Source organism: Ruegeria sp. PrR005, assembly GCF_010500245.1.
GTDB classification, from domain to species: domain Bacteria; phylum Pseudomonadota; class Alphaproteobacteria; order Rhodobacterales; family Rhodobacteraceae; genus Ruegeria_B; species Ruegeria_B marisflavi.
This window is the reverse complement of sequence record NZ_JAAGOX010000053.1, coordinates 255481-278592: the sequence shown is the minus strand read 5'-3', so window position 1 is coordinate 278592 and position 23112 is coordinate 255481. Positions and strand designations below refer to the sequence as shown.

Annotated in this window: 25 protein-coding genes; 21 read left to right on the top strand and 4 right to left on the bottom strand. The window is 60.1% G+C overall.

From position 1 onward, the window contains the following. On the top strand, nt 1–693 hold a 693-nt coding region (locus G0P99_RS20115), incomplete at its 5' end, for an IS3 family transposase (RefSeq protein WP_164132256.1). A 167-nt stretch (nt 694–860) separates the two neighbouring features. Then, nucleotides 861–2666: an amidohydrolase gene (locus G0P99_RS20110; RefSeq protein WP_164132255.1), complete on the top strand. Its 1806-nt coding sequence runs from the start codon at nt 861–863 to the stop codon at nt 2664–2666. 35 nt (nt 2667–2701) lie between these two features. Here the strand turns inward: G0P99_RS20110 and G0P99_RS20105 are convergent, their stop codons facing one another. The 4 genes from G0P99_RS20105 to G0P99_RS20090 are packed head-to-tail and all read right to left on the bottom strand — an operon-like array spanning nt 2702 to nt 6919. Next, nucleotides 2702–3484, bottom strand: a complete 783-nt coding sequence (locus G0P99_RS20105; RefSeq protein ID WP_164132254.1) for a dimethylarginine dimethylaminohydrolase family protein — start codon at nt 3482–3484, stop codon at nt 2702–2704. Between the two features lie 8 nt (nt 3485–3492). Then, the gene (locus G0P99_RS20100; protein ID WP_164132253.1) at nt 3493–5088 is read right to left on the bottom strand and encodes a 5-guanidino-2-oxopentanoate decarboxylase; all 1596 of its coding nucleotides are present in this window, start codon (nt 5086–5088) and stop codon (nt 3493–3495) included. After that, the gene (locus tag G0P99_RS20095; protein WP_164132252.1) at nt 5088–6275 is read right to left on the bottom strand and encodes a pyridoxal phosphate-dependent aminotransferase; all 1188 of its coding nucleotides are present in this window, start codon (nt 6273–6275) and stop codon (nt 5088–5090) included. The genes G0P99_RS20100 and G0P99_RS20095 overlap by 1 nt, the downstream gene beginning before the upstream one ends. Beyond that, on the bottom strand, nt 6272–6919 hold the full coding sequence (locus G0P99_RS20090) for a TetR/AcrR family transcriptional regulator (protein ID WP_164132251.1): 648 nt from the start codon (nt 6917–6919) through the stop codon (nt 6272–6274). The genes G0P99_RS20095 and G0P99_RS20090 overlap by 4 nt, the downstream gene beginning before the upstream one ends. Nucleotides 6920–7058: 139 nt before the next feature. Between G0P99_RS20090 and G0P99_RS20085 the strand changes: the two genes are divergently transcribed. The 19 genes from G0P99_RS20085 to G0P99_RS19995 all read left to right on the top strand — a co-directional run bounded on the left by G0P99_RS20085 (nt 7059) and on the right by G0P99_RS19995 (nt 22556). Continuing rightward, nucleotides 7059–7841 carry an ABC transporter ATP-binding protein gene (locus tag G0P99_RS20085; RefSeq protein ID WP_304621501.1) on the top strand — a complete coding sequence of 261 codons (783 nt, stop codon included), beginning with the start codon at nt 7059–7061 and terminating at the stop codon, nt 7839–7841. 32 nt (nt 7842–7873) lie between these two features. After that, on the top strand, nt 7874–8644 hold the full coding sequence (locus tag G0P99_RS20080) for a transporter substrate-binding domain-containing protein (RefSeq protein WP_164132249.1): 771 nt from the start codon (nt 7874–7876) through the stop codon (nt 8642–8644). A gap of 9 nt (nt 8645–8653) precedes the next feature. Continuing rightward, nucleotides 8654–9406 (top strand): ABC transporter permease, encoded by a 753-nt coding sequence (locus tag G0P99_RS20075; protein WP_164132248.1) that lies wholly within the window; start codon nt 8654–8656, stop codon nt 9404–9406. Further along, nucleotides 9403–10191: an ABC transporter permease gene (locus G0P99_RS20070; protein ID WP_370462856.1), complete on the top strand. Its 789-nt coding sequence runs from the start codon at nt 9403–9405 to the stop codon at nt 10189–10191. The genes G0P99_RS20075 and G0P99_RS20070 overlap by 4 nt, the downstream gene beginning before the upstream one ends. Nucleotides 10192–10269: 78 nt before the next feature. Beyond that, nucleotides 10270–10749 (top strand): UPF0262 family protein, encoded by a 480-nt coding sequence (locus G0P99_RS20065; RefSeq protein WP_164132247.1) that lies wholly within the window; start codon nt 10270–10272, stop codon nt 10747–10749. 3 nt (nt 10750–10752) lie between these two features. Continuing rightward, nucleotides 10753–11211 (top strand): low molecular weight phosphatase family protein, encoded by a 459-nt coding sequence (locus tag G0P99_RS20060; RefSeq protein ID WP_164132279.1) that lies wholly within the window; start codon nt 10753–10755, stop codon nt 11209–11211. Beyond that, nucleotides 11208–11606 (top strand): nuclear transport factor 2 family protein, encoded by a 399-nt coding sequence (locus G0P99_RS20055; protein WP_164132246.1) that lies wholly within the window; start codon nt 11208–11210, stop codon nt 11604–11606. The genes G0P99_RS20060 and G0P99_RS20055 overlap by 4 nt, the downstream gene beginning before the upstream one ends. Continuing rightward, nucleotides 11599–12192: a GNAT family N-acetyltransferase gene (locus G0P99_RS20050; RefSeq protein ID WP_164132245.1), complete on the top strand. Its 594-nt coding sequence runs from the start codon at nt 11599–11601 to the stop codon at nt 12190–12192. The genes G0P99_RS20055 and G0P99_RS20050 overlap by 8 nt, the downstream gene beginning before the upstream one ends. Nucleotides 12193–12216: 24 nt before the next feature. After that, on the top strand, nt 12217–13113 hold the full coding sequence (locus G0P99_RS20045) for a carbon-nitrogen hydrolase family protein (RefSeq protein WP_164132244.1): 897 nt from the start codon (nt 12217–12219) through the stop codon (nt 13111–13113). Between the two features lie 70 nt (nt 13114–13183). Further along, entirely contained in the window at nt 13184–13402 is a 219-nt protein-coding gene (infA, locus tag G0P99_RS20040) for a translation initiation factor IF-1 (protein WP_005978431.1), read from the top strand. A 9-nt stretch (nt 13403–13411) separates the two neighbouring features. Then, a complete protein-coding gene (locus tag G0P99_RS20035) occupies nt 13412–13990 on the top strand; it encodes a nucleoside triphosphate pyrophosphatase (protein ID WP_164132243.1) in 579 nt (192 codons plus the stop codon). Next, complete coding sequence (locus G0P99_RS20030; RefSeq protein WP_164132242.1) at nt 13987–15009, top strand: ribonuclease E/G; 1023 nt, start codon at nt 13987–13989, stop codon at nt 15007–15009. The genes G0P99_RS20035 and G0P99_RS20030 overlap by 4 nt, the downstream gene beginning before the upstream one ends. Next, the gene (locus tag G0P99_RS20025) at nt 15006–15188 is read left to right on the top strand and encodes a DNA gyrase inhibitor YacG (RefSeq protein WP_164132241.1); all 183 of its coding nucleotides are present in this window, start codon (nt 15006–15008) and stop codon (nt 15186–15188) included. Before G0P99_RS20030 ends, G0P99_RS20025 begins: the two co-directional genes overlap by 4 nt. Before the next feature lie 524 nt (nt 15189–15712). Further along, the gene (locus tag G0P99_RS20020; protein ID WP_164132240.1) at nt 15713–16378 is read left to right on the top strand and encodes a L,D-transpeptidase; all 666 of its coding nucleotides are present in this window, start codon (nt 15713–15715) and stop codon (nt 16376–16378) included. Nucleotides 16379–16405: 27 nt separating this feature from the next. Continuing rightward, nucleotides 16406–17170, top strand: coding sequence for an isoprenylcysteine carboxylmethyltransferase family protein (locus tag G0P99_RS20015; protein WP_370462855.1), 765 nt, complete (start codon nt 16406–16408; stop codon nt 17168–17170). 162 nt (nt 17171–17332) lie between these two features. After that, the gene (locus tag G0P99_RS20010) at nt 17333–18088 is read left to right on the top strand and encodes a DeoR/GlpR family DNA-binding transcription regulator (RefSeq protein WP_164132239.1); all 756 of its coding nucleotides are present in this window, start codon (nt 17333–17335) and stop codon (nt 18086–18088) included. Nucleotides 18089–18176: 88 nt separating this feature from the next. Then, complete coding sequence (locus tag G0P99_RS20005) at nt 18177–20639, top strand: FAD-dependent oxidoreductase (RefSeq protein ID WP_164132238.1); 2463 nt, start codon at nt 18177–18179, stop codon at nt 20637–20639. Between the two features lie 32 nt (nt 20640–20671). Beyond that, entirely contained in the window at nt 20672–21679 is a 1008-nt protein-coding gene (locus tag G0P99_RS20000; RefSeq protein ID WP_164132237.1) for a GlxA family transcriptional regulator, read from the top strand. 37 nt (nt 21680–21716) lie between these two features. Next, entirely contained in the window at nt 21717–22556 is an 840-nt protein-coding gene (locus G0P99_RS19995) for a DMT family transporter (RefSeq protein WP_164132236.1), read from the top strand. The last annotated feature ends 556 nt before the right edge of the window (nt 22557–23112 follow it).

Sequence of the window (23112 nt, the reverse complement as noted above, 5' to 3'; positions counted from 1 at the left end):
GAGCTGGCGAGGCAATACGGCAGCTACGGCTACCGGCGCGTGGCGGCATTGTTGAGAGATGTCGGCTGGCAGGTCAGCGACGGTCGCGTCGAGCGGCTGTGGAAGCGGGAGGGGCTGAAGGTGCCACCAAAACAACCGAAGAAAAGTCGGCTTTGGCTAAATGACGGATCATGTATCCGCCTCAGGCCGGAATATCGCAACCACGTCTGGAGCTATGACTTTGTGCATTGCCGGACCGAGGACGGCAGAGCATTCCGCACCTTGAACATCCTCGATGAGTTCAGCCGCGAATGCCTCACTATCAAGGTGAAGCGGAAGCTGAACTCGATCGACGTGATAGACGCTCTGACCGACCTCTTCATCCTGCGTGGACCGCCGGCATTTGTGCGCAGCGACAATGGCCCCGAGTTCATTGCCAAAGACGTCAGGGCATGGATCGAAGCCGTTGGCGCCAGGACAGCCTTCATCGAACCGGGCAGCCCTTGGGAGAACGGCTATGTCGAGAGCTTCAATGCCAGGCTCCGGGACGAATTGCTGAACCGCGAGCTCTTCTACTCATTGAGAGAGGCTCAGATCATCATCGAAGGCTGGAGGAAACACTACAACACCAAGCGGCCGCACAGCGCACTCGGCTATCGGCCGCCAGCTCCTGGAACCATCGTCCAGATGGACCAGAGGCCACTAATGCACTAACAATCAAACCGGACCAGTCAGATCAGGCCACCCACTTTTTTTGCCGCATCTCGGAACTGCATGCTCAAATGCAGCAACACTATTGAAAGGTGACCCCCAGGGCATAGAGTGAACAGAGGAATTATTGCGGCCAGTATGCTGACCGAGTGTCTGGGGAGGAATGAATTATGTTCAGAAGTTTGTCTGTTGTTGGTGCGTGTGTTGCGGGACTTGCCTGCTCCGCCAGTGCCTGGGCGCAACAGAGCGCCGATACGATCTATCAGGGTGGGCCGATTATCACGATCGACGACAAACGTCCTTTGGTCGAGGCCGTAGCAGTCAAGGATGGCCGTATCCTGTCAGCAGGCCCTCTGACCGAAATCTTGTCCTACAAAGGGGCGCAAACACAGGTTTTCGATCTGGCTGGCCGCGCGATGCTGCCGGGTTTCGTTGATAGCCATGGGCACGTGGTTATGGGTGGGTTGCAGGCGCTGTCCGCCAATCTCTTGGCCCCACCCGATGGAGATGTGCGCGACATTCCCAGCCTGCAAAAAGTTCTCAAGGAATGGGGCGATGCAAACAAGACCGCCGTCGAGCAGGCAGGACTGATCATCGGTTTCGGTTATGACAATGCTCAGTTGGCGGAACTGCGCCACCCGACGCGCGCGGACCTGGATGTCGTGTCGCAGGACATACCGGTCATCATTGTGCATCAATCGGGACATTTGGGTGTTGCAAATTCCAAGGCACTCGAAATCGCGGGAATCTCGACCGACACGCCAAACCCGGCGGGCGGTGTGATACAGCGCGATGCGACCGGAGCGCCGAACGGGGTTCTGGAGGAATATGCTTTCTTTTCGGCCTTAGTGCCCATGTTGGCCGGGATCGGCTCTGAAGGGATGCTGGCCTTTGCCGAGGCGGGAAGCCAGCTTTGGGCCAGTTTCGGCTATACGACCGGGCAGGATGGCCGGTCTTCTGGCGGGTCGGTCGAAGCATTAAAGGCGCTTGATGCTCAGGGTAAACTGCCTATTGACGTCGTGGCCTTCCCGGATGTCCTGGAAAGCAGAGACTACATCGAAGCGAACACGTCATCCGACTACTCCGGGCGGGTCCGGGTTGGTGGGTGCAAACTGACAATTGACGGGTCGCCTCAAGGGTTCACCGCGTTGCGGGACCGACCCTACTACGATCCGGTGGGTGATTATGCTCCGGGTTACAAAGGGTACTCGGCTATCACCACAGAACAGACGCAAGAAGCGGTGGATTGGTGCTTTGAGCGCGGCTTTCAGATTCTGACCCATTCCAATGGCGAGGGCGCATCCGACATGCTGATCGCTGCAATCGGTGTAGCACAAGAGAAGTACGGCGATCCGGGAAATCGTCCGGTCCTGATCCACGGCCAGTTCCTGCGCGAGGATCAGGTAGACAGCATTCAGAGCCTTGGCGTGTTTCCTTCACTCTTTCCGATGCATACGTTTTACTGGGGCGATTGGCACCGGGATCACACGGTCGGCCCGGTGAATGCAGAGAATATCTCGCCCACCGGTTGGGTCCGGCAGCGTGGCATGATGTTCGGCAGCCATCATGATGCGCCGGTGGCCTTTCCCAATAGCATGCGCATCCTTTCGGCCACAGTGACGCGCCGCACCCGATCTGGTGATATTCTTGGCCCGTCGCAACGTGTCGATGTGTTGACTGCGCTAAAGGCGATGACAATCTGGCCCGCCTGGCAGCATTTCGAAGAGGACAGTAAAGGGTCGATTGAACCCGGCAAGAGGGCTGATTTCGTGATTCTCTCTGACAACCCTTTGACTATGGACCCGGAAACGCTCGCGGATCTACGTGTGAAGGTTACGATCAAGGACGACAAGGTTATCTATGAGGCAGACAAGGCGGAGAAAGAAGGCCGTCTGCGCGACGAACCTTTCCTTGGTGACCCTGCTGCAGCACATGAATTCCTTCACACGTTTCAGGAAGCGATGAGCAAGTCCTAGGTGTCTGACCGGGGCAGGAGACCTGCCCCGGGGTTTCAGAACCTCAGTGACAGGCAGGACATACCGCCATCCAGTTTGGCGCACTCGCTGTTGTTGATCTCGACCACCGAGAACCCTGCCTTGTCCAGTATCTCGGCTGTCCTCGAAAAGCCGGCGGGCATCAACACCAGATCGTTGAAACGGATCGTGTTGGCGCAGGCCTCTTCGCCGGGTGCTGTGTGGATCACACGGTATCCCTGAAAACAGCCGGAGGCGTCGAGCCGTTCCGTGGACAGGATCGTCTCGCCGTCGAGCAAGGAACAGTCGGTCTTGAAATGCAGCACACCCGGTGGGGTGAAGACCTCGCGCAGCTTGTGGCCCCAATCGCCGACAATCGCGGCCAGTTCCTTGACCCCTTCGGCATCGGTCCGGGCGGACCGGCCGACCAGGATCTCGCGTCCGGTGACCAGGATATCGCCACCCTCGATATGACCCGGGCCAGAGATCTCGCGGATCTCGGCATAAACACTGCGCAAGGTGGGCGCCATTTCAGCAACCTCACCCATACGGCTTGGTGCACCGGGGCGCATCAGAACCGCGCCCTGCGGCAGGCAAAGCGCCGTGTCTTCGACAAAGAGTGCATCGGCAAAATCGTCCAGCGGCGGCAGCTCGATCACCTCGGCGCCGGTGCTTTTCAGTGTGGCGACATAGTGCGCGTGATCCTTCAGCATCTGTTCAAGATCGGGTGTGCCGATGTCTTCGGCGCGCAATCCGTTGACGACGCTTGCGGCTGGCCTGCGGGTGATGGCGCGGGTGAACTGGTATGTTGGGTCGCTCATTTTGTGTCTCAGTTCTGATTGGGGGTGTAGGGCGCTTGTACTTCGACGATCGACGGGGCATGGCCCTTGGTCGCGGCTGCCAGAAGGGCGGCGAAGGCTTTTGGGTCGTTGTCTGCGCAATGGGAATAGGGCATCCCGTATGCGGCGGCGATGGCAGCGAAGTCAGGCGGCGTGGGATCGCAGCCGACGACGGCTATCTCGGCCTCCCGCATCGCGCTGTCAATCTCGCGGTATCCCCGGCTGTTCCAGACCACAAAGACGATACCCAGGTTCTCGTCGCGTGCGGTCATCATCTCGGTCAGGCTGAATTGTGCGCCACCGTCACCGACGATGCAGAACACCGGCGTACCGGGCGCCGCGATGGCGGCACCGATCGCTGCGGGGATACCGTATCCCAGGGCGCCAAAACCGGTCGCTGCATTGAACCACCCACCTGGTCGATCGTGATCGTAATAGAGGTTGCCAGCATAGATCGGTTGCGTTGAATCACCCACGATGATGGCGCCCGGCACCGCATCGCGCGCGGCGTCGAGCATATCGACCATGCCGCGCATGTACGGGCCGATTTCCTGCCACGCGGCGTTCCGCGCCGCTGCGGCGCGCAATGCCCCGCCGCTGGCCCGGTTGCCGCCGGGCAGGCGCTGGGTCAACGCGGCAAGGCATGTTGCCGCGTCCCCGTGGATCGCGATTGTTGCCGGGTGGCGGGACAATTGCTCAGCGCAGGTGTCGATCCGGATCAAGTGCGGCAGGCGCGGCATCGAACCGGTTGCGTACATATCGTAATCGGTTTGCCCCAGTTCAGTGCCGACCGCCAGAACAAGGTCGGACTCTTCGATCAAGCTGCGGACAGAAGTAAGGCTTGGGCTTGCCGGGACACTCAATGCCGCACCATGCATTAGCCCGCGTGCATTCACGGTCTGGACAACCGGCGCATCGAGCCGTTCCGCCAGTGCCTTCAAGGTTTCGGCTGCCGCTTTTGCACCACCACCAGCAAGGATCATCGGACGTGACGCAGACGTCAGGCGTTCTGCCGCCAGATCCAGCAGGTCCGGGTCGGGCGCTGGATCATTCGCAATCGAGGGACCGTTCAGCGCGGCGGGGAGCCTTGCGGCATCCAGCGGAATTTCGATATGGCAGGGTCCCTTGCGTCCGGTGGTCAACCGCTCGAACACCGCGTCCAAGGCCGGTGACAGGTCGCTGCCTTTTCTGACCTGCCTGGCTTCAAGCGCAACCTTTGCCACCATTCCCAATTGATCGGGCAACTCATGCAGATGACCAAGCCCCTGGCCAAGGCTGCTCTGCCTGTTCACGCCGGAAATGGTCAGGATCGGGATACTGTCGGCGCGCGCCTGACCCATTGCGGTCAGCGTGTTGGTCACCCCCGGACCGGTGATGACGAAGGCGACGCCGGGTTTGCCGGAGACGCGGGCATAGCCGTCGGCCATGAACCCGGCACCCTGTTCGTGGCGCGGGGTGACATGCCGAATGCCCGAAGCAGCAAGCCCGCGATAGAGTTCAATCGTGTGCACGCCCGGGATGCCGAAAACGCACTCCACGCCCCGTTCCGCCAGCCCCGCCACCAGCGCTTCACCCAGAGTTGGCATCAGGCGTCCTCGGTCTGGAATTGCGTGGCATGTGCCACGATGCGGTCGCAGGCTCTGTCAAAATCGGTGTCATCAGCTGTCAATGCCACGCGCACCCAACCCGTTATCGTGTCACCGAAGGACTCGCCCGGCATCACCGCCACGCCCGCGTGTTCCAGCAGGTGCCTGGCATAGGTTGCGCCGTCCATTCCGGTTGCCGATACATCGACCATGGCGAACATTCCGGCCTGGGGTTCCAATACCCGCAGGCAAGTTTGGCCATTCAAACGGTTTGCCATGCGGATGGCCCGTGCGGCGTACCGCGCCCGCATTCCGGGGGCAACGGTCGAGCCGTCACGCACCGCGCGCTCTGTCATATCTGCTATGAAGGGTTGATTGCCGAACAGCATGGTTTCGGACAAAGGCAGCAGCGCTGCGGTAAATGTCTCGGGCCCGATGCACCAGCCGCTGCGGAACCCCGGTGCGGCATGGGATTTCGAGATCGACGAGACCACAATAACCCGGTCGGCCAGATCGGGCCGGGCCAGCGGCGAGGTAAAGTTTTGCCCATCGAAGACCAGTTGCTCATAGACCTCGTCCGAGATGATCCACAGATCGTGCTTGCGCGCGAGGTCGCCGATTTGGGCAATATCGTCGGGCGTCAAGATGGCGCCGGTGGGGTTGTGCGGCGTGGTGAGCAGAATTGCCCGGCTGCGCGGGGTGATGCGCGCGGCGATATCGGCGGCCGAGATGCGGAACCCGTTTTCGGGCCGCAGCGGAACCGGCACCAGATCGGCGCCGGTGGCGCGGATCACACCGGCATAGGTGGCATACATGGGATCGCCGACCAGCACCTCGTCGCCGGTCTCGGCCACGCCCATCATCACGGCGTAAAGCGCAGTCTGGGTGCCAGGGAAGCACATGACCTGATCGTCCGAAATCGCCCGCCCGGTGCTGGCACTGTAACGTTCGGCAAGGGCCGCGCGCAGGCCCGGTTCCCCGGCGCCGTCAGAATAGGTGGTGCGCCCGGCGCGCATCGCGGTCTCGGCCACATCCATCAGCTCGTTCGGTGGCGGCACATCCGGCTCGCCGATGGTCAGGCTGATTACATCAGCCCCATTAGCGATCATTGCCTTGGCGCGCAGGTAGATGCCCCATTTGGCGCCGCCCAGATCGGCCAGGCGACGGGTAATGGCGGTGGTTTTCATGCCTCTTCTCCCGGATCGTACAGGGTCAGTCCCAAAATGGCGCCGACCGAAGTCAGCCCGATGCTCACAAGCTCGCCCGGGCCAAAGGCATCGGGCAGTGCGCCACCCTCCAGCCAGAGCCCGTCGATGACGGCGTTACAGGCGATGGCCAGGGCGCGCAGCCGTTCGGGCGTGGGGGTCTCGCCCGCCTCTTCCAGGGCGGGGGCGATCAACGCCTGCAAGCGGTCGCGAAAGTCGTAATAGGTGCGGCTGTGCACCTCGGCCATGCGCGGATCGCGCTGCACCATGTTGAGGAACCCGGCCCACAGACCCACCGCCTTCGGGCTGCTGACCGGTGGAGTCAGGCTGGCGCGCACGATTCGCGCCAATTGATGCGCCGCCGGTTTGTCCGACTGTCGGGGGCCTTCCATCGTAGCATCGGTCAGCTGGATCATATGCGCCTGATAAGCGGCATAGATCAGCTCGTCCTTGCCTTCGAAATAGTGCCGGATCAGCCCCAGCGTCACACCCGCCTCGGCCGCGATGCCACGCACGGTAGCCGCCTGCACACCCTTGCGTCCGATCAGGGTCAGCGTCGCCCGGATCAGCGCTTCGCGCCGGTTTTCGGCGGATTCGCGTGTGAAGCTGCGACGTGGGCTGTCCAAGGGCGGGGCCTCCGGCGGTGAGAAAAGCGGACTTGATCTGCGTCGCTCTTATTGTTATACGTTTGTATAAATATAAGCAGAGCCGGGCCAAGAAGGCAACCGGAAAGTCAGGGGGGATCGCGTGACAGCAACGCAGGAACTGACGCCCGATGCAGGGGCCGCCAGCGATTTGGCGGGGACATTGCTGATCGAGGATCTGCATAAATCCTTTGGCGATCTCGAAGTGCTCAAGGGCGTTTCGCTGACCGCCAACAGGGGTGACGTGATCGCTATTGTCGGCGGCTCGGGCTCGGGCAAGTCGACCATGCTGCGTTGCATCAACTTTCTGGAAACCCCCAGTTCTGGCCGGATCGTCATTGGAGGCGAGGAAATCCGTATGCGCGCCGATGGTACCGCAGCCGATCGCAAGCAGCTGGAGCGGGTGCGGACCCGGCTGGCGATGGTGTTCCAGTCCTTTAACCTGTGGACCCACCGCACCCTTCTGGAAAACGTGATCGAAGTACCGGTCCATGTGTTGAAAGTGCCGCGCGCGCAGGCGATCGAAAAGGCGCGCGCCCTGCTTGCGCGGGTGGGCCTGGCCGAGAAAGAGGACACCTATCCGCTGTTCCTGTCCGGTGGCCAGCAGCAGCGCGCGGCCATCGCGCGCGCTCTGGCGGTCGACCCGGCGGTGATGCTGTTTGACGAGCCGACCTCGGCGCTGGACCCCGAACTGGTTGGCGAGGTGCTGGGTGTGATGCGTGACCTGGCCGCCGAGGGACGCACCATGCTGGTGGTCACCCACGAGATGAATTTTGCCCGCGAGGTCGCCGACCATGTGGTGTATCTTTATCAAGGCCGGATCGAGGAACAGGGGCCACCAGACCAGATCTTTGGCAATCCGCAATCCGAGCGGCTGAAACAGTTTCTGAAATCCATCAACTGAACACCAAGAATGAAAAACAGGGAGACCAACATATGAAACTCAAGACATCGCTGCTGGCCGGTCTGGCCGCATTGGCCCTGGGCGCGGGCGCCGCGGCCGCGGATCAGGTCAAGATCGGCATCGCCGCCGAGCCGTATCCGCCCTTCGCCTCGCCCGATTCCGCGGGCAACTGGGTCGGCTGGGAGGTCGAGGTGATCGACGCCGTCTGCAAGGCCGCCGCACTGGATTGCGTGCTGACACCCGTCGCATGGGACGGCATAATTCCCTCGCTGACCGGCAAGCAGATCGACGCCATCATGGCCTCGATGTCGATCACCGAAGAGCGGATGCAGACCATCGACTTCTCGAACCCCTATTACAACACGCCCGCCGTGATCGTGGCCGACAAGTCGCTGGATATCGAGGCAACGCCCGCCTCGCTGGCCGGCAAGATCATAGGGGTTCAGGCCTCGACCATTCACCAGGCCTATGCCAACGCGTATTTTGGCGACGCCGAGATCCGCGTCTATCAGACCCAGGACGAGGCCAATCAGGACCTTTATGCCGGTCGCATCGACGCGACCCAGGCTGACAGTATCGCCATGGCCGATTTTGTCGCCACCGATGCGGGCCAGTGCTGCGAGATCAAGGGCGCTGTCGCCAATGACGAAGCGATCCTGGGCAAGGGCGTGGGCGCCGGAGTGCGCAAGGGTGACGACGCGCTGCGCGAGGCGTTGAACAAGGGCATCGCCGCAATCCTGGCCGATGGCACGCACGAGGCGATCACCGCGCGTTACTTCACCGCGCCCATCTACAGCGAATAATCGCTGCCGATGGAGGGGCTTCTGGACCTGCTCGGCCTGGCGAAAAGCGCCGAGCTGTTGTCGCTGTCACCACCGGGCTGGGGGATGAACCTACTGCGCGGTCTGGGCAAATCGCTTCAGATCGCGTTCGGGGCCTTCGGCTTCGGTCTGGTGATCGGGCTGTTCGGAGCCTATGGCAAGCTTTATGGCGGGCCGGTCATTCGTGATCTGCTCGCCATTTATACCACCGTTGTCCGGGCCGTGCCCGAACTGGTGCTGATCCTCATTCTCTATTTTGTCGGTACCGACCTGATCAACCAGGCTGCTGAGGCGCTGGGATATGGCCGGGTCGAGATCAGCGGCGTTGCCGCCGGGATCTGGGTTTTGGGCGTGGTCCAGGGCGCCTACTCGACCGAGGTGCTGCGCGGCGCCATCCTGGCGGTTCCGCAGGGCCAGATCGAGGCGGCGCGCGCCTTTGGCATGCCGCCGGTGATGCTGATGCGGCGGGTGACCATTCCGGCGATGCTGTCCTTTGCTCTGCCGGGGCTGGCGAACCTGTGGCTGATCGCCACCAAGGATACCGCGCTGCTGGCGGTTGTGGGGTTCAGCGAGCTGACGTTGGAAACCCGGCAGGCGGCGTCGAGCACGCGGGCCTATTTCACCTTTTTCCTCGCTGCGGGTGCGCTGTACCTGATGGTGACGCTGATGTCTTCCGCGCTGTTCCAGCTACTTGAGCGGCGATCGCGGCGCGGTCAGCCCTCGCTCAAGGGGGCGGGCCGATGATGCGGATGATCCGTCCGATGCTGATGCCGCATCGGCTGGTGCTGATTGCACTGGCCGTGGCGCTGGCGGTGTGGTGCGCCCTGACGCTGCGCTGGGACTGGCTGCCGAAGTACCTGCCGTTGGCGATGCAGGGGCTGTGGCGCACGGTCTGGTTGTTGGTGGCAAGCACGGTTCTGGGCTTTTTGCTGGCGGTTCCGCTGGGTTTTGCCCAGGCGGTAGGGCCTTGGTACCTGTCGACGCCCGCACGGGTTTTCTGCACGCTGATCCGGGGGACGCCGCTGCTGTTGCAGATCTGGCTGCTCTATTATGGCTTGGGTTCGGTCTTTCCCCAGATCGACGGTATCCGAGACAGCGTTCTGTGGCCCTATCTGCGACAGGCGTGGCCCTATGCGCTGCTGGCGCTGACGCTCTCCTTTGCCGGGTACGAGGGCGAGGTGATGCGCGGAGCCTTTTCCGGGGTCAACCGGGGCCAGTTGGAGGCAGCGCGGGCGTTCGGGATGCCCCGTTTCACCCTTTTCCGCCGCATTTGGCTGCCACAGGCGATCAACAATGTACTGCCAACGCTGGGCGGCGAGACCATCCTGCAATTGAAGGCAACGCCGCTGGTGGCGACGATCACCGTGGTCGAGATTTTCGCAGTATCGTCGCGGGTGCGGCAGGATACGTTCGTGATCTACGAACCGCTTCTGTTACTGGCGCTGGTCTATATGGTGATCGCAGGGCTGATCGCGCTGGCCTTTCGCTGGCTGGAGAACCGGGTGCCGACGCGGCGACCGGGGAATTGATCGCGCATCGCGACACGTTGCCCATCCCAAACCCATGGTGTAGGTCTGTCCCGATCTATCGAACAGGCACCCGTGACGATGAGCCGTATTTCTCATATCGAGCTGGATGACAGCAACCTTCCCCCACCCACGCCCGAGATCGAGCAGGAGCGAAAAGTCGCGATCTATGATCTGTTGGAGGAGAACAGCTTTGCCCTGCCAGTGCGCGACGACCGTGCCGTGCCCGATGGGCCCTATCGGGTAAATCTGTCGATCCGCGACAAGCGGCTGGTCTTTGACATCCAGACCGAGGACGAACAGAAGGCGGCCGAGTTCCACCTGTCGCTGGGGCCGTTCCGTCAAGTGGTCAAGGATTACTTCCAGATCTGCGAGAGCTATTTCAACGCGGTCAAGACCCTGCCGCCCAGCCAGATCGAAACCATCGACATGGCACGGCGCGGCATCCACAACGAGGGCAGCCGGGTGTTGCAGGAACGGCTCGAGGGCAAGGCCGAGATCGACACCGACACCGCGCGCCGTCTGTTCACCCTGATTTGCGTTCTGCATTTCGGGGGCTGAATGGTGCACCCGCTTCCGCATTCGGTCCTGTTCTGCTGCGACCACAACGCGGTCCGCTCGCCCATGGCGGAAGGCATCATGAAGAAATTTTATGGCACCGGTACCTATGTGCAATCCGCCGGTGTCCACAATGACATGGAGATCGACGGGTTCTGTATTGCCGTCTGCCAGGAGATCGACGTTGAACTGGCGCGCCACCGTTCGCGATCGTTCGACATGATGCAGGAATGGGGCGACGATCTCAGCTCGTTTGATCTGGTGGTGGCGCTGTCGCCCGCGAGCCAGCGCCGGGCGCTGGAACTGACCCGTTTTTTCCACCTCGATGTCGAATATTGGCCAATTATGGACCCTACCGGGCTGGGCGAGACGCGGGCGGAGAAGCTACATCACTATCGTCAGACCCGCGATCAGATCATCAAGCATCTGAAAGAACGCTGGGGCGAGCCAACGGAGAGATCATGAGCGAGACCGTCAAACGCTATTTCGATGCCTTCAACGCAGGCGATGTACAGGGAATGCTGGACTGCTTGTCCGACGACGTGGCCCATCACGTGAACGAGGGCCAGATTCGGGTGGGTAAGGAGAAGTTTGCCGAATTCTGCGCCCATATGAACCGCTGCTACAAAGAGCTGTTGACCGACATGGTTGTGTTCGAGGCCGAGGGCGGCAACCGCGCGGCGGCGGAATTCATCGTGAACGGCACCTATCTGCAAACTGATTCCGGTCTGCCCGAGGCGCATGGCCAGACCTATCGCCTGCCCGCCGGGTCGTTCTTTACCCTGAAGGGCGGCAAGATCTCGCGAGTAACGACCTTCTACAACCTGGCCGATTGGGTGAAACAGGTCTCGAATGGCTGAGGTGACCGAGGTCCGGGCGCTGACCGGCGCGGCGCTGGATGCCGCGCTGGAGGATGTGGCCCGGCTTCGGATCGCGGTGTTCCGCGCCTGGCCCTATCTATATGACGGCGACCTGGACTATGAGCGGAAGTATCTGCAAGCCTATCGCAACAGCGACCGGGCCATTGTGGTCGGCGCCTTTGATGGCGACCGGTTGATCGGTGCCTCGACCGGCATGCCGCTGGCCGATCATGCTGACGACTTCGCCGCCGCCTTTGTCGGTAGTGGTGTGGAGCTGGACGAGGTGTTCTATTGCGCCGAATCCGTGCTGTTGCCCGAGTATCGCGGCCATGGTGTGGGCCACCGGTTCTTTGACCTGCGTGAGGGTCATGCCCGCGCGCTGGGTTTTGCCAAATGCGCCTTTTGCGGCGTGCAACGGCCCGCCGATCACCCGCTGAAGCCAGATGACTATCGCCCGCTTGATGCATTCTGGCAGGCGCGAGGATATGAGAAACTACCTGGTGCGGTAGCGCGATTCAGTTGGAAAGACCTGGATCAGGATCACGAGACCGACAAGCCACTGCAATTCTGGATCCGGAATCTCTGATCCCGCCCAAAAGAGGACCCGTATATGAAAATCGCTACTGCCGCCTATCCGCTCGATTGGCTCGACAGCTGGGCGCAATACGAGGACAAACTGGCCCGTTGGGTGTCCGAGGCGGCAGGGCAGGGGGCCGATCTGCTGGTGTTTCCGGAATATGGGGCGATGGAGCTTTGCACTCTGGCCGGCGCAAAAACGGCAGCGGACCTCGAAGGTTCGCTGCACGCGGTCAGCGAACGGATGGAGGAGGCAGCCAGTCTGCATCAGAAACTTGCGGCGGAGTATGGAGTGCATATTCTAGGCGCGTCCGGACCTGCAAAGTTTGGGTTGGGGCGTCCGGTGAACCGGGCCGAGCTTTACACTCCGACCGGTGGGCGCGACCATCAGGACAAGCAGATCATGACCCGGTTCGAGCGAGAGGATTGGGATGTGGTCCCGGGCGGGCCGCTGAAACTCTTCGATACCGCGCTTGGCAAGATCGGTGTTTTGATCTGTTACGACAGCGAATTCCCGCTGCTGGGACGGGCTTTGTCAGAGGCCGAGATTCTGTTGGTGCCTTCCTGCACCGAGGCGCTGTCGGGTTACAGCCGCGTACGAATCGGGGCGATGGCAAGGGCGCTGGAGAACCAATGCATTTCGGTCATGTCCTCGGTCGTGGGGCGCAACGACTGGTCCGAAGCGGTGGACACAAACACCGGAATGGGCGGCGTTTTCGGGCCGCCGGATCGCGGTTTTCCGCAGACCGGGGTCTTGGCAGAGGGTGTCCTGAACCAGCCTGGCTGGACCTATGCCGAGGTCGATCTTGCCTCTGTCGCAGATGTGCGCGCAGATGGTGTGGTGCTGAACAGGCGCCACTGGGCCGAGCAGGACGGACGGGTCCAATCGGTCACAATGTGTTGCATGAAGGCAAAAGAAGCCTTGAACTGAGCGGGAAATGCGCGCATTTAAGCGCTCGAGCCTGCGGATTCCGCGGGCTAAACGCAATGATGGAGACAACATGGCCAAGGAAGATACGCTCGAATTTCCCGGTGTCGTGAAGGAACTCCTGCCCAATGCGACGTTCCGGGTCGAGCTTGAAAACGGCCATGAGATCATCGCACACACGGCAGGCAAGATGCGCAAGAATCGCATCCGTGTTCTGGCTGGCGACAAAGTACAGGTCGAGATGACCCCCTATGATCTGACCAAGGGTCGGATCAATTATCGATTCAAGTAACGCCTTCCCATGGCGTTTATTCTCGGATCGGGCAGTCCCAGGCGGCTGGACCTGCTGGCACAGCTTGGCATCACGCCGGATGCCGTGCGTCCACCCGAGATCAACGAAGACCCTAAGGCAGGCGAACTGCCACGCAGCTATTGCGCGCGCATTTCCCGTGAAAAGGTGGCCGCTGTTCAGGCAGCGCCCGACGACATAGTGCTGTGTGCCGATACCACCGTTGCGCTTGGACGGCGTATTCTGGGTAAACCGGCAGATGCGGGCGAGGCGGCTGAATTCCTGCATGCGCTGTCCGGGCGTCGACATCGTGTGATCACCGCTGTGGCCGTGCGGCGTGGCGACCGCCTGTGGGAGCGGGACGTGGTGAGCCAGGTCAGGTTCAAACGCCTCTCGGATGTCGAAGTGAACAGCTATCTCGCCACCGGCGACTGGGAGGGCAAGGCCGGGGCCTATGCCATTCAGGGTCCGGCTGGCGCGTTCATCCCTTGGATTGCTGGGTCTTTCACCGGCATTGTCGGATTGCCGCTGGCCGAGACGGCTGCGCTTCTGACGGCTGCGGGTTATCCCAAATTCAAAGGTGTCGCATGAAGGGCCGTACGATCGTTCTGGACCATATTCAGGGGCGCGAGGCCGCGGCCCTGATGGTCGATGGTTTGTTGGATGATTTCCTGATCGCGGGTGATGCACCAACTCCCGGCACCATTTACCGCGCCCGCGCCGAGCGCCCGGTCAAGGGGCAGGGCGGCATGTTCCTTAGCACGCCTGACGGGCCGGCTTTTTTGCGCCAGGTGTCGGGACTTGCTCCGGGCGCGCGCATCCTGGTTCAGGTTTCAGGCTATGCCGAGCCGGGCAAGGCGATCCCGGTCACAGCAAAGCTGTTGTTCAAGAGCAGATGTGCCATCGTGACACCCGACGCACCGGGTCTCAACCTGTCGCGCAGAATTCGCGACGAGGCCGAGCGCGACCGACTGCTTGAAATCGCGCACGAGGGGATGGCTGGCAGTGCGTTCGGTTTGATCCTGCGATCATCTTGCGCCGAGGCGGATGCTGATGAGATTGCCGAGGATATTGCGGCGATGCGCGAGCAGGCGCAGCAGGTATTTGCCGACGAGGGGCAGGAGGCCGAAACCCTGATTGATGGCGACGGCCCGCATGTTCTGGCTTGGCGCGATTGGACCGACCCGGCCGAGGTGGTGACCGAACCGGGCGGGTTTCAAGAGCACGGGGTGCTCGACGCTCTTGATCAGGCGCGCGGTATTTCTGAACCCCTGCCGGGTGGGGGGGTGATCTATATCCAGCCGACGCGCGCCCTTGTGGCGGTCGACGTGAACACTGGCACGGATACCACGCTGGCTGCTGGTCAAAAGGCGAATTTTGCCTGCGCCAAGGTGTTGCCGCGCGCGCTGCGTGTACGGGGACTTGGCGGGCAGATCACGATCGATCTGGCGCCAATGGCGAAAAAAGACCGCCGTGGATTCGAAGCGGCTCTGCGGGCATCGTTCAAATCGGACAGCGAGGAAACAACCTTGGCGGGCTGGACCCCATCGGGCCATTTCGAGCTGCATCGCAAGCGAGGTCGAATTCCCCTTGAGGACGTGCTGAAATGAAATGTCCGATTTGCTGTGCTGAGGCACAGATCAAGTATCGCCCCTTTTGTTCCAAGAGGTGTTCGGACCTGGATCTTGCCAGATGGCTGAACGGGTCATACGCGATTCCGGCTGAAGTCGAAGTTGAGGAAGAAGAGATCACCATGACGGACCGGTCGTTATCAGACCGGCACCACTGATTGATTTGTTTTTTCGTGCCTGTTCTGGTCCAGATTTCGATCTGCGTAGATGATTGTTCCCGAAGTATCCTGCGTCAGCGACTACGGGACACCCGGGTAAGATTTGCAACAAAAGATTTCCGGGTGATCGTAGCCGCCAAAGGGTGAAGTTGAATTAGGAATCCGGCACAAGTGAGGAATCCGCGGTGAAAGCCGTGAAGGATATCCGGTAGCGGACGAGAAAACATCATTTGTCCGAAGAAGAACCCGGGTTGTGAGAGAAGGGCTTCGCAGCACGGTCAGCATTGCCCTACCTTGTTGCAGCGTAACGGTCGGTGCCTGCATTGGGCAATCTTGGCGACGTTCAGAAGGTCCAGCGTCAACTCGACTTGCAGAACCATGAAGTTGCGCTTGGTGATCCCCGACGGCTCTCGTCTCGAACAAAATTCCGCCCTTGAACCTCCAGTAGGTGGAAGTTTTATGATGCCGAGAAATCGAGCTGGCGGCGCCAGCATGAAATGACAAAACTGCGCGGAGCGAACCCTATGCTGACAAGACGACATTTCATCCAGACGACGGCCACGCTGTTCTCGGCCTCTGTCTCGGGTCCGCTTATGGCCAAAACCTGGCCTACTGAAGCGGAAAAGGCAGATTGGGACGCGCAAGTTACACCGCCCGGCTACGACCCTGCGACGACCAACCCGTGGGGACTGCATCCTCGCTTTCTGCCGCAGCGGGTTGAAGCCAAAGAGGGGCTCATACCCGGTGACATTCATGTGGATGCCATCGCGCGCTATCTCTACCACATCGAGGAAGGCGGAACCGCAATGCGCTATGGCGTGGCGATCGCGCGTGGCTCGCTGTACGAGCCGGGCGTTTACACGATCAAGCGCAAGGTCAGTTGGCCGCATTGGAAGCCAACGCAGAGCATGATTGAACGTGACCCGGGTCTTTACGCCGATATTGCCGACGGTATGGAACCCGGACCCAAGAACGCGCTCGGGTCGCGCGCGCTGTACCTCTATGTCGGCGACCGGGATACCTATCTACGGATACATGGCACGCCGCAGCCGCAAAGCATCGGTGGACGCGCCAGTTCCGGCTGTGTTCGCATGGTCATGGCGCATATCAACGACCTGTTTCCCAATGTCGAGGTCGGCTCCATGGCCTTCCTTTACTCAGCCGAGGACAGCGTGACGCCGAGAAGCTGACCTGTAGACAATCGGCAACTTAAAACCGTGACGCGTCAGGCCCTGTCAGGTGTTGCGCGAGACGCAGATGGGGTTGCCGCCTGTCGAGCGCAGCGGGAGCAGTGTAACCTCCACCGGGCCGCTGTGCTCGTACCAATAGCAGTTGTCTTCAGGAAGAAGGCGGGCCGTGGCAAGATCCTGGTTCGGCGCGGCGAGGGCGGCGACAGCTTCGGGAACAGCGCCGGTCCCGGTCTGATTGCTGTCTTCGGGGCGTTTAGCGCGTTTGTCTTGGCGTTGTTCACCGAAATGTACGGGTTCCCGCTGACGATTTTCTTGCTGTCGGGCTGGTTGCAATCAACCTGGCCTGACATCGACTGGCTCGCCCATGATAGCGGTCATCTGCCCGAAATGATGTTCGGCTGGCAATCGAACCCGCATTTCGGACCGTTCCACCTGCTAAGCTTCGCGCTGATCGGAGGAGGGTTCTGGCTGATCTCAGTGGCATGGCATCATCTGTGGAATGCACAACGGCAAGGGCGGCTGGCGGTCACCGGGCCTTATGCCCGGGTCAGACATCCGCAATACGTGGGCTTCATTCTGATCATGCTTGGATTTCTCGTCCAGTGGCCCACCATTTTGACACTGGCGATGTTTCCGGTCTTGGTCTGGATGTACGTGCGACTGGCACACAGCGAGGAGGCCGACACGAGGGCCCGTTTCGGACAGGTCTATGAACGATACGCACGATCCGTACCAGCATTTCTTCCGCGGCTGACGGAAGCGGGTGCAAAGGAAGGTAGTCGCGAAACCTGAGAACAGGCAGCGTAAAATCGACCGGTCCGGGTCCGCATCGTCTGGTACAACACGACGATGCCGCCACAGGTGACAAGAGCGAGACCGCCCGATCGGCCAATGGCTGGACGATATTTGCAAATCTTGGCATACTGGAAAAACGCAAAGCCAAGAGGCCAGACGATGCTAGCACCCGAACGACACGCAATAATCCTGGAGGAAGTCTCACGCCAGCCTGCGGTCTCGATCCGATCATTGACAGAACGGCTTGGCGTGTCACGGGAAACCGTGCGCAAGGATATCGAGCGGTTGGCTCAGGAAAACAAGCTCCATCAGGTGCGAGGCGGAGCGACCGGTATCCGCACCCATGAACCACCGATGGCAGACCGGTCGCAAACCAACCCTGAAGGCAAGGGAAGGATTGGTGCCTATGTGACCAAAACAATCCCTGACGGGGCCAGCGTGATTGTCGATAGCGGATCGACGACACTTGCTGCGGCAAAGGCCTTGGCTGCGGAGAAGAAAGATTTATTGATTTTTACCAATGATTTAACGATAGCATCCGTCTTGGCCCCGGCGGCCGCAGAAGTTACGCTTCTGGGTGGGCGGCTGGATTTTTCCGAAAATGCAACAATGGGCCTGGATACGCTAGAACATCTGGCTCGATACAATGCCGAATATGCGCTGATCGGAGTTGGCGGCATGAGCGCCCGGTCCCTGTTTACCTACTTTTCTTTAGAAGGTGCCAACCTGCGTCACATGATGGCAGAGCGGGCGCAGCACCCGCTTATCCTGGCGGATAGCAGTAAGTTCAACGTGGTGGGGCAGATCGCGATGAAACCGCTTTCGGTGGCGGCGACGCTGGTTGTGGATCGTGAATTGCCAAAAGACATATTCGAAGCGCTGCAAGCCCAACCTGTAGAGGTTGCACGCGCATAACGCAAAAATTAGAAAGCTATTGCCAAGTTTTGCCAACTTCCAGTAACGTGATGAGGCAAACCCGAATCCCTGTTGATGGAGCAAGGCAATGGCTGGGACGCAACTTCCGCAAAGCGCACAATATGTCATTGTCGGGGGCGGCATCGTTGGCTGCTCCGTTGCCTATCATCTGACCAGGATGGGCCACAAAGACGTTGTCCTGCTGGAACAGGGACAGCTGAGCTGCGGCACCACCTGGCATGCCGCGGGGCTGGTGGGGCAGCTGCGCAGTCAGCCCGCGATGACCAACCTGATCCGGTACTCGACCGAGTTGTATTCGCAACTGGAACAGGAAACCGGTCTGGCAACGGGCTGGATGAAGTGTGGCTCGGTGACCGTGGCACGGACTGACGACCGCATGACGATGTTGTTGCGCACCGCCGCTGCCGCGCGCGCGCAAGGCGTCGAAGTCGAAGTCATCACTCCAGCGCAGGCTCAGGAAAAGTGGCCGGTAATGCAGGTGGATGATCTCAAGGGCGGTTTGTGGATGCCCGGTGACGGCAAAGCCAACCCGACCGATCTGACCCAATCCCTGGCCAAAGGCGCGCGCTTGGGCGGGGCCAAGGTGATCGAGGGCATCAAGGTTACCGATATCCTGACCAGGGATGGGGTCGTCACCGGAGTTAAAACCGATCAGGGCACCATCCAGGCCGAAATTGTGGTGAACTGCGCCGGCCAGTGGGCGCGTCAGGTGGGCAAGATGTGCGGTGTGAACGTGCCGCTGCACTCGGCCGAACACTACTATGTCGTTACCGAGCGGATCGAGGGCGTAAACCCCGATCTACCCGTGCTGCGTGACCCCGACGGCTATATCTATTTCAAGGAGGAAACAGGTGGCCTGGTCATGGGCGGCTTTGAGCCGGACGCCAAACCCTGGGGCATGGACGGGATCCCGGACAACTTCTTCTTCCAACTGCTGGAGGATGATTGGGATCAGTTCGAAATCCTGATGGAAAATGCGCTGATCCGCGTACCCAAGATGGCCGACGCCGGCGTGCGGCAGTTCTACAACGGCCCCGAAAGCTTCACCCCCGACAACAACTATTTGTTGGGCGAAGCGCCGGAACTGAAAAACTTCTTTGTCGGCGCGGGCTTCAATTCGATGGGGATCGCCAGCGCGGGCGGGGCCGGGCGTGCGCTCGCCGAGTGGATTGTCGCAGGAGCACCGACCTCGGACTTGTTCGCGGTCGACATTCGCCGCTTTGCGAACTTCAACAACAACCCGACCTGGCTGCACGACAGGGTCAAGGAAACGCTAGGTCTGCACTACGCGATGCCCTGGCCCAATCGCGAACTGGACACGGCGCGGCCCTTCCGCCGTTCGGCGCTCTATGACCGTCTGGCGGCGAAGAACGCTGTATTCGGATCAAAGATGGGGTGGGAGCGGGCGAACTACTTTGCACCGGATGGCGAAACACCCGAAATCAAGTACAGCTTTGGTCGACAGAACTGGCACGACGCAGTGGCTGCCGAACACAAGAACACACGCGAAGGTGTATCGGTCTTTGACCAAAGCTCGTTTGCAAAGTTGTTGGTCCAGGGGCGCGACGCCTGTGCGCAACTGAACCGGATTTGCGCCGCAAACATCGACGTTCCGGTGGGGCATACGGTCTATACCGGCGTGCTGAACGCGCGCGGTGGTTATGAATCCGACCTGACGGTTCTGCGTCTGAAGGAGCAGGAATTCATGCTGATCACCGGCTCCGGCCAAGCGGTGCATGATGCAGACTGGATCCGCAAGAACTTCGACGAGAATGCCCATGTGTTCCTGACCGATGTGACCGCCGCCTGGTCGGTTCTGGCGGTGATGGGGCCGAAAGCACGCGCTGTACTCAGAAAGCTGACCAAAGCTGATCTGTCCAACGCAGCCTTCCCTTTTTCCACGGTGCAGGAAATCGACCTGGGTTACGCCACTGTCCTGGCCAATCGGATGACCTATGTCGGCGAATTGGGTTTGGAACTGGTGGTGCCGGTCGAATTCACTGTAGGTGTCTACGAGGACCTGATGCGCGCCGGGGCCGAGTTTGGCATTCGCGACGCGGGATATTATGCGCTCGAGGGCTTGCGCCTTGAAAAGGGTTTCCGCGCCTGGAGCCGTGAGTTGACCCCTGATATCACACCGTTGCAGGCAGGGCTGAGTTTTGCAGTCGATTTCGACAAACTTTGTGGGTTCATCGGAAAAGAGGCGCTTCTGGCGGCGAAGGATGATCCCGATCACATGAAGACCCGCATTGTGCAACTGGTGTTGGACGACGCCGGACCACAACTGTGGGGCGGCGAGGCCGTGTTGTGCAATGGGGTCGAAGTAGGCGAGGTTCGGTCGGCCGCATACGGCCACACGTTGGGCGCGGCAGTCGCGCTGTGTCTGTTGCATGCACCTCAGCGGGTAACAGCGGACTATATCCGCAGCGGAACGTTCGAAATCGACCTTGCCGGAACCCGGATGTCGGCAACAGCCCATTTGCGAACCCCTTACGACACCAAAGGCGAACGGCCCAAAATGGACGGTTGACGTCTGAAACCACCCAACAGGCAGACATCCGCATGAAACACTGTTCGGCCATCGAACCTGATGCAGCTCAGGTCATTGATATCGGATTTTTGTGCTGGGATGGCCTACCGTTGGACCAGCTTTCGGTGGGGTTGGCCTATCTGAAAGCCGCAAACCAGCTGACCCCTGACAAACAAGTCAGAGGTTCGGTTCTTTCGTTCAGCGGCGGTAACGTGCAGAGCGCGTGTGGGGTAAATTTGAGCACTTGCCGCATCGATGATTTTCTGGCGCGATGCCGCTGTTTGTTTCTGGTTGGTGGAGCGTTCCTCGCACCTGATCAACAGGCCCATCTTGGTCGCGTAGCGCGCACGCAGCTCAGAGCGGGCCGTGTTCTGGGCGCGCTTGACACGGCTCTTGTTCCGCTGGCGCGAACCGGTCTTCTCGATGGCCAGGATGTTGCTGCCTCGGCCCAGATTTTGAGCGCGTTACAGGAGCAGTTCCCACAGATCTCTCCAAGGCCGAACGACCACTATGTTTTGGGGACTGTTTGGTCGGCAGGCGCGGGTTTTGCCTTGCTCAACCTGCTGTCCAAAGTGATTGGCAACTCATGTTCATTGCAAGAACGCCCCCAGCTAAACCGGAAGTTCCTGTCCTACAGGCCGCATTTCGGCATGTGCCCCACTTGTGCGCGCGACGCCATCCGGGCCGATAGCACGTTTACCGGCAACGGCGTTGTCGACAAGGCGATCAGACTGTTTCGCGACAACCTCGAAGAACCTTTGCGACTAACGTGCGTCGCTCGGGAAGTTGGTATTTCGCTGCGCCAGCTAGAGCGGAAATTCGTGGCAACGACCGGGCTCACTCCAAAAGCCTTCTATCTGGAGGAACGGTTGGAAAAGGCCCACACTATCGTCAGGTTCACCAATCTGGCGCTGCCCGAAGTTGCGTTGACCTGTGGATTTGGGTCCTATGCAACGCTGTCACAAAAATACAAACAAAGGTTTGGTCAAACCCCGGCCAGCGAGCGGGCGCGGATAAGTATATCCGGGAAGGAAAACTGATGGTCTTTAGCAGTTCGACACGCATCGCCGGGTTGCAATGACAATCCACGCGGTTCTCATTGTATTGACAGCAGCCTTTCTGCACGCGCTCTGGAACGCGGTTGTCAAAGGGGCGCCTGACAAGGCCATCATTCTGGGGCTGGTATCGTTTGGCCATGCGATACCAGCGATGTTTGTGTTGCCGTTCTTGGGGTTGCCGGTTTGGTCGGCCTTTCCTTTCGTCATCGCCTCGACCCTGATCCACTGGGTGTACTATTGGTTTCTGAATACAGCCTATACGCATGGTGACCTGTCGGTTGTCTATCCCATCTCCCGTGGAATGACGCCATTTCTGGTCGCGATAGGGGCGCTCTTTCTTGCGGGCGAGTTTCTTCCGGCAGTCGCCTGGATCGGTATTATCTGCATCTCGGTGGGTATTGGGTGCTTGTCCCTTGCGGGTTTAGGCAGACAAACGAACTGGATAGCAATCGCCGCGGCGTTTGGGACGGGCTTGATGATCACTTCCTATTCGCTTGTGGATGGGATCGGGATCCGGATGTCCGAAAACACTCTGGGATACATCGCGGTGCTGTTCGTTGCCGAAATCTTTGTTGCGGGCTTCATTTTTTCGACCCGTTGGCAGCGACTTGTGGAACTGCCCAGGCGATATGTCTGGGCAGGTCTGGCAGGCGGCGTCATCTCTGGTTTGGCCTATGGTCTAGTGCTTTATGCAAAGACAATTGCTCCTTTGGGTGTGGTTTCGGCACTCAGGGAAAGCTCCGTTATTTTTGCTTCGGCTATCGGCATCTTCTGGTTCGGTGAGGGGCCAAGGTGGAACAGGCTTTTGGCAGCAAGCATCGTGGCGGTCGGGGTTATACTGTTGGCAATAGCTCGCTGATGGTCGGAATGGGCATGAGCGGAATGGTTGCGGACCTCGAGCCCGGATATCCGAAGGCGCAGAACACTGCCAATCTGAATTTTAGTCTGCCAACCCGGGGACGCCATCTGCCATGCATGGCAAAACAGAGGTGATCTGGCGACAAACCAACACGGGCATCCCGCTTGTCACGTCTCGACCTGATCGCGTTTGGCGAAGAGCTGTTGCAGGTTCTGTTTGAAAAGGACGAGACCGGGAAACGCAATCCATCGCGGGCCTGGCCAAGAACGTTCCAACACTGCTCCACCTGGCCCACATGATGCTGGACCTTCACCAGAACAGCGCTGATCGCGACTGCGCGCCAACTTTTTGCATTGTTGAAGGGCACGGTAGGACCGCACTGAGGTCTGTACCCCCGGTGGGAGTATCACATCCGAGACCGGGAACGGAATGCCGGTACTCACATGGCTTCGACACTGGGTTTCAGAACTGCAAAGCCCCCATCCATAAGGACAGCCTATGAGTTCGAAGGTATAATCGATTTTTCTTGAGGTGTTTATCTGTCAGAATGTTAGCG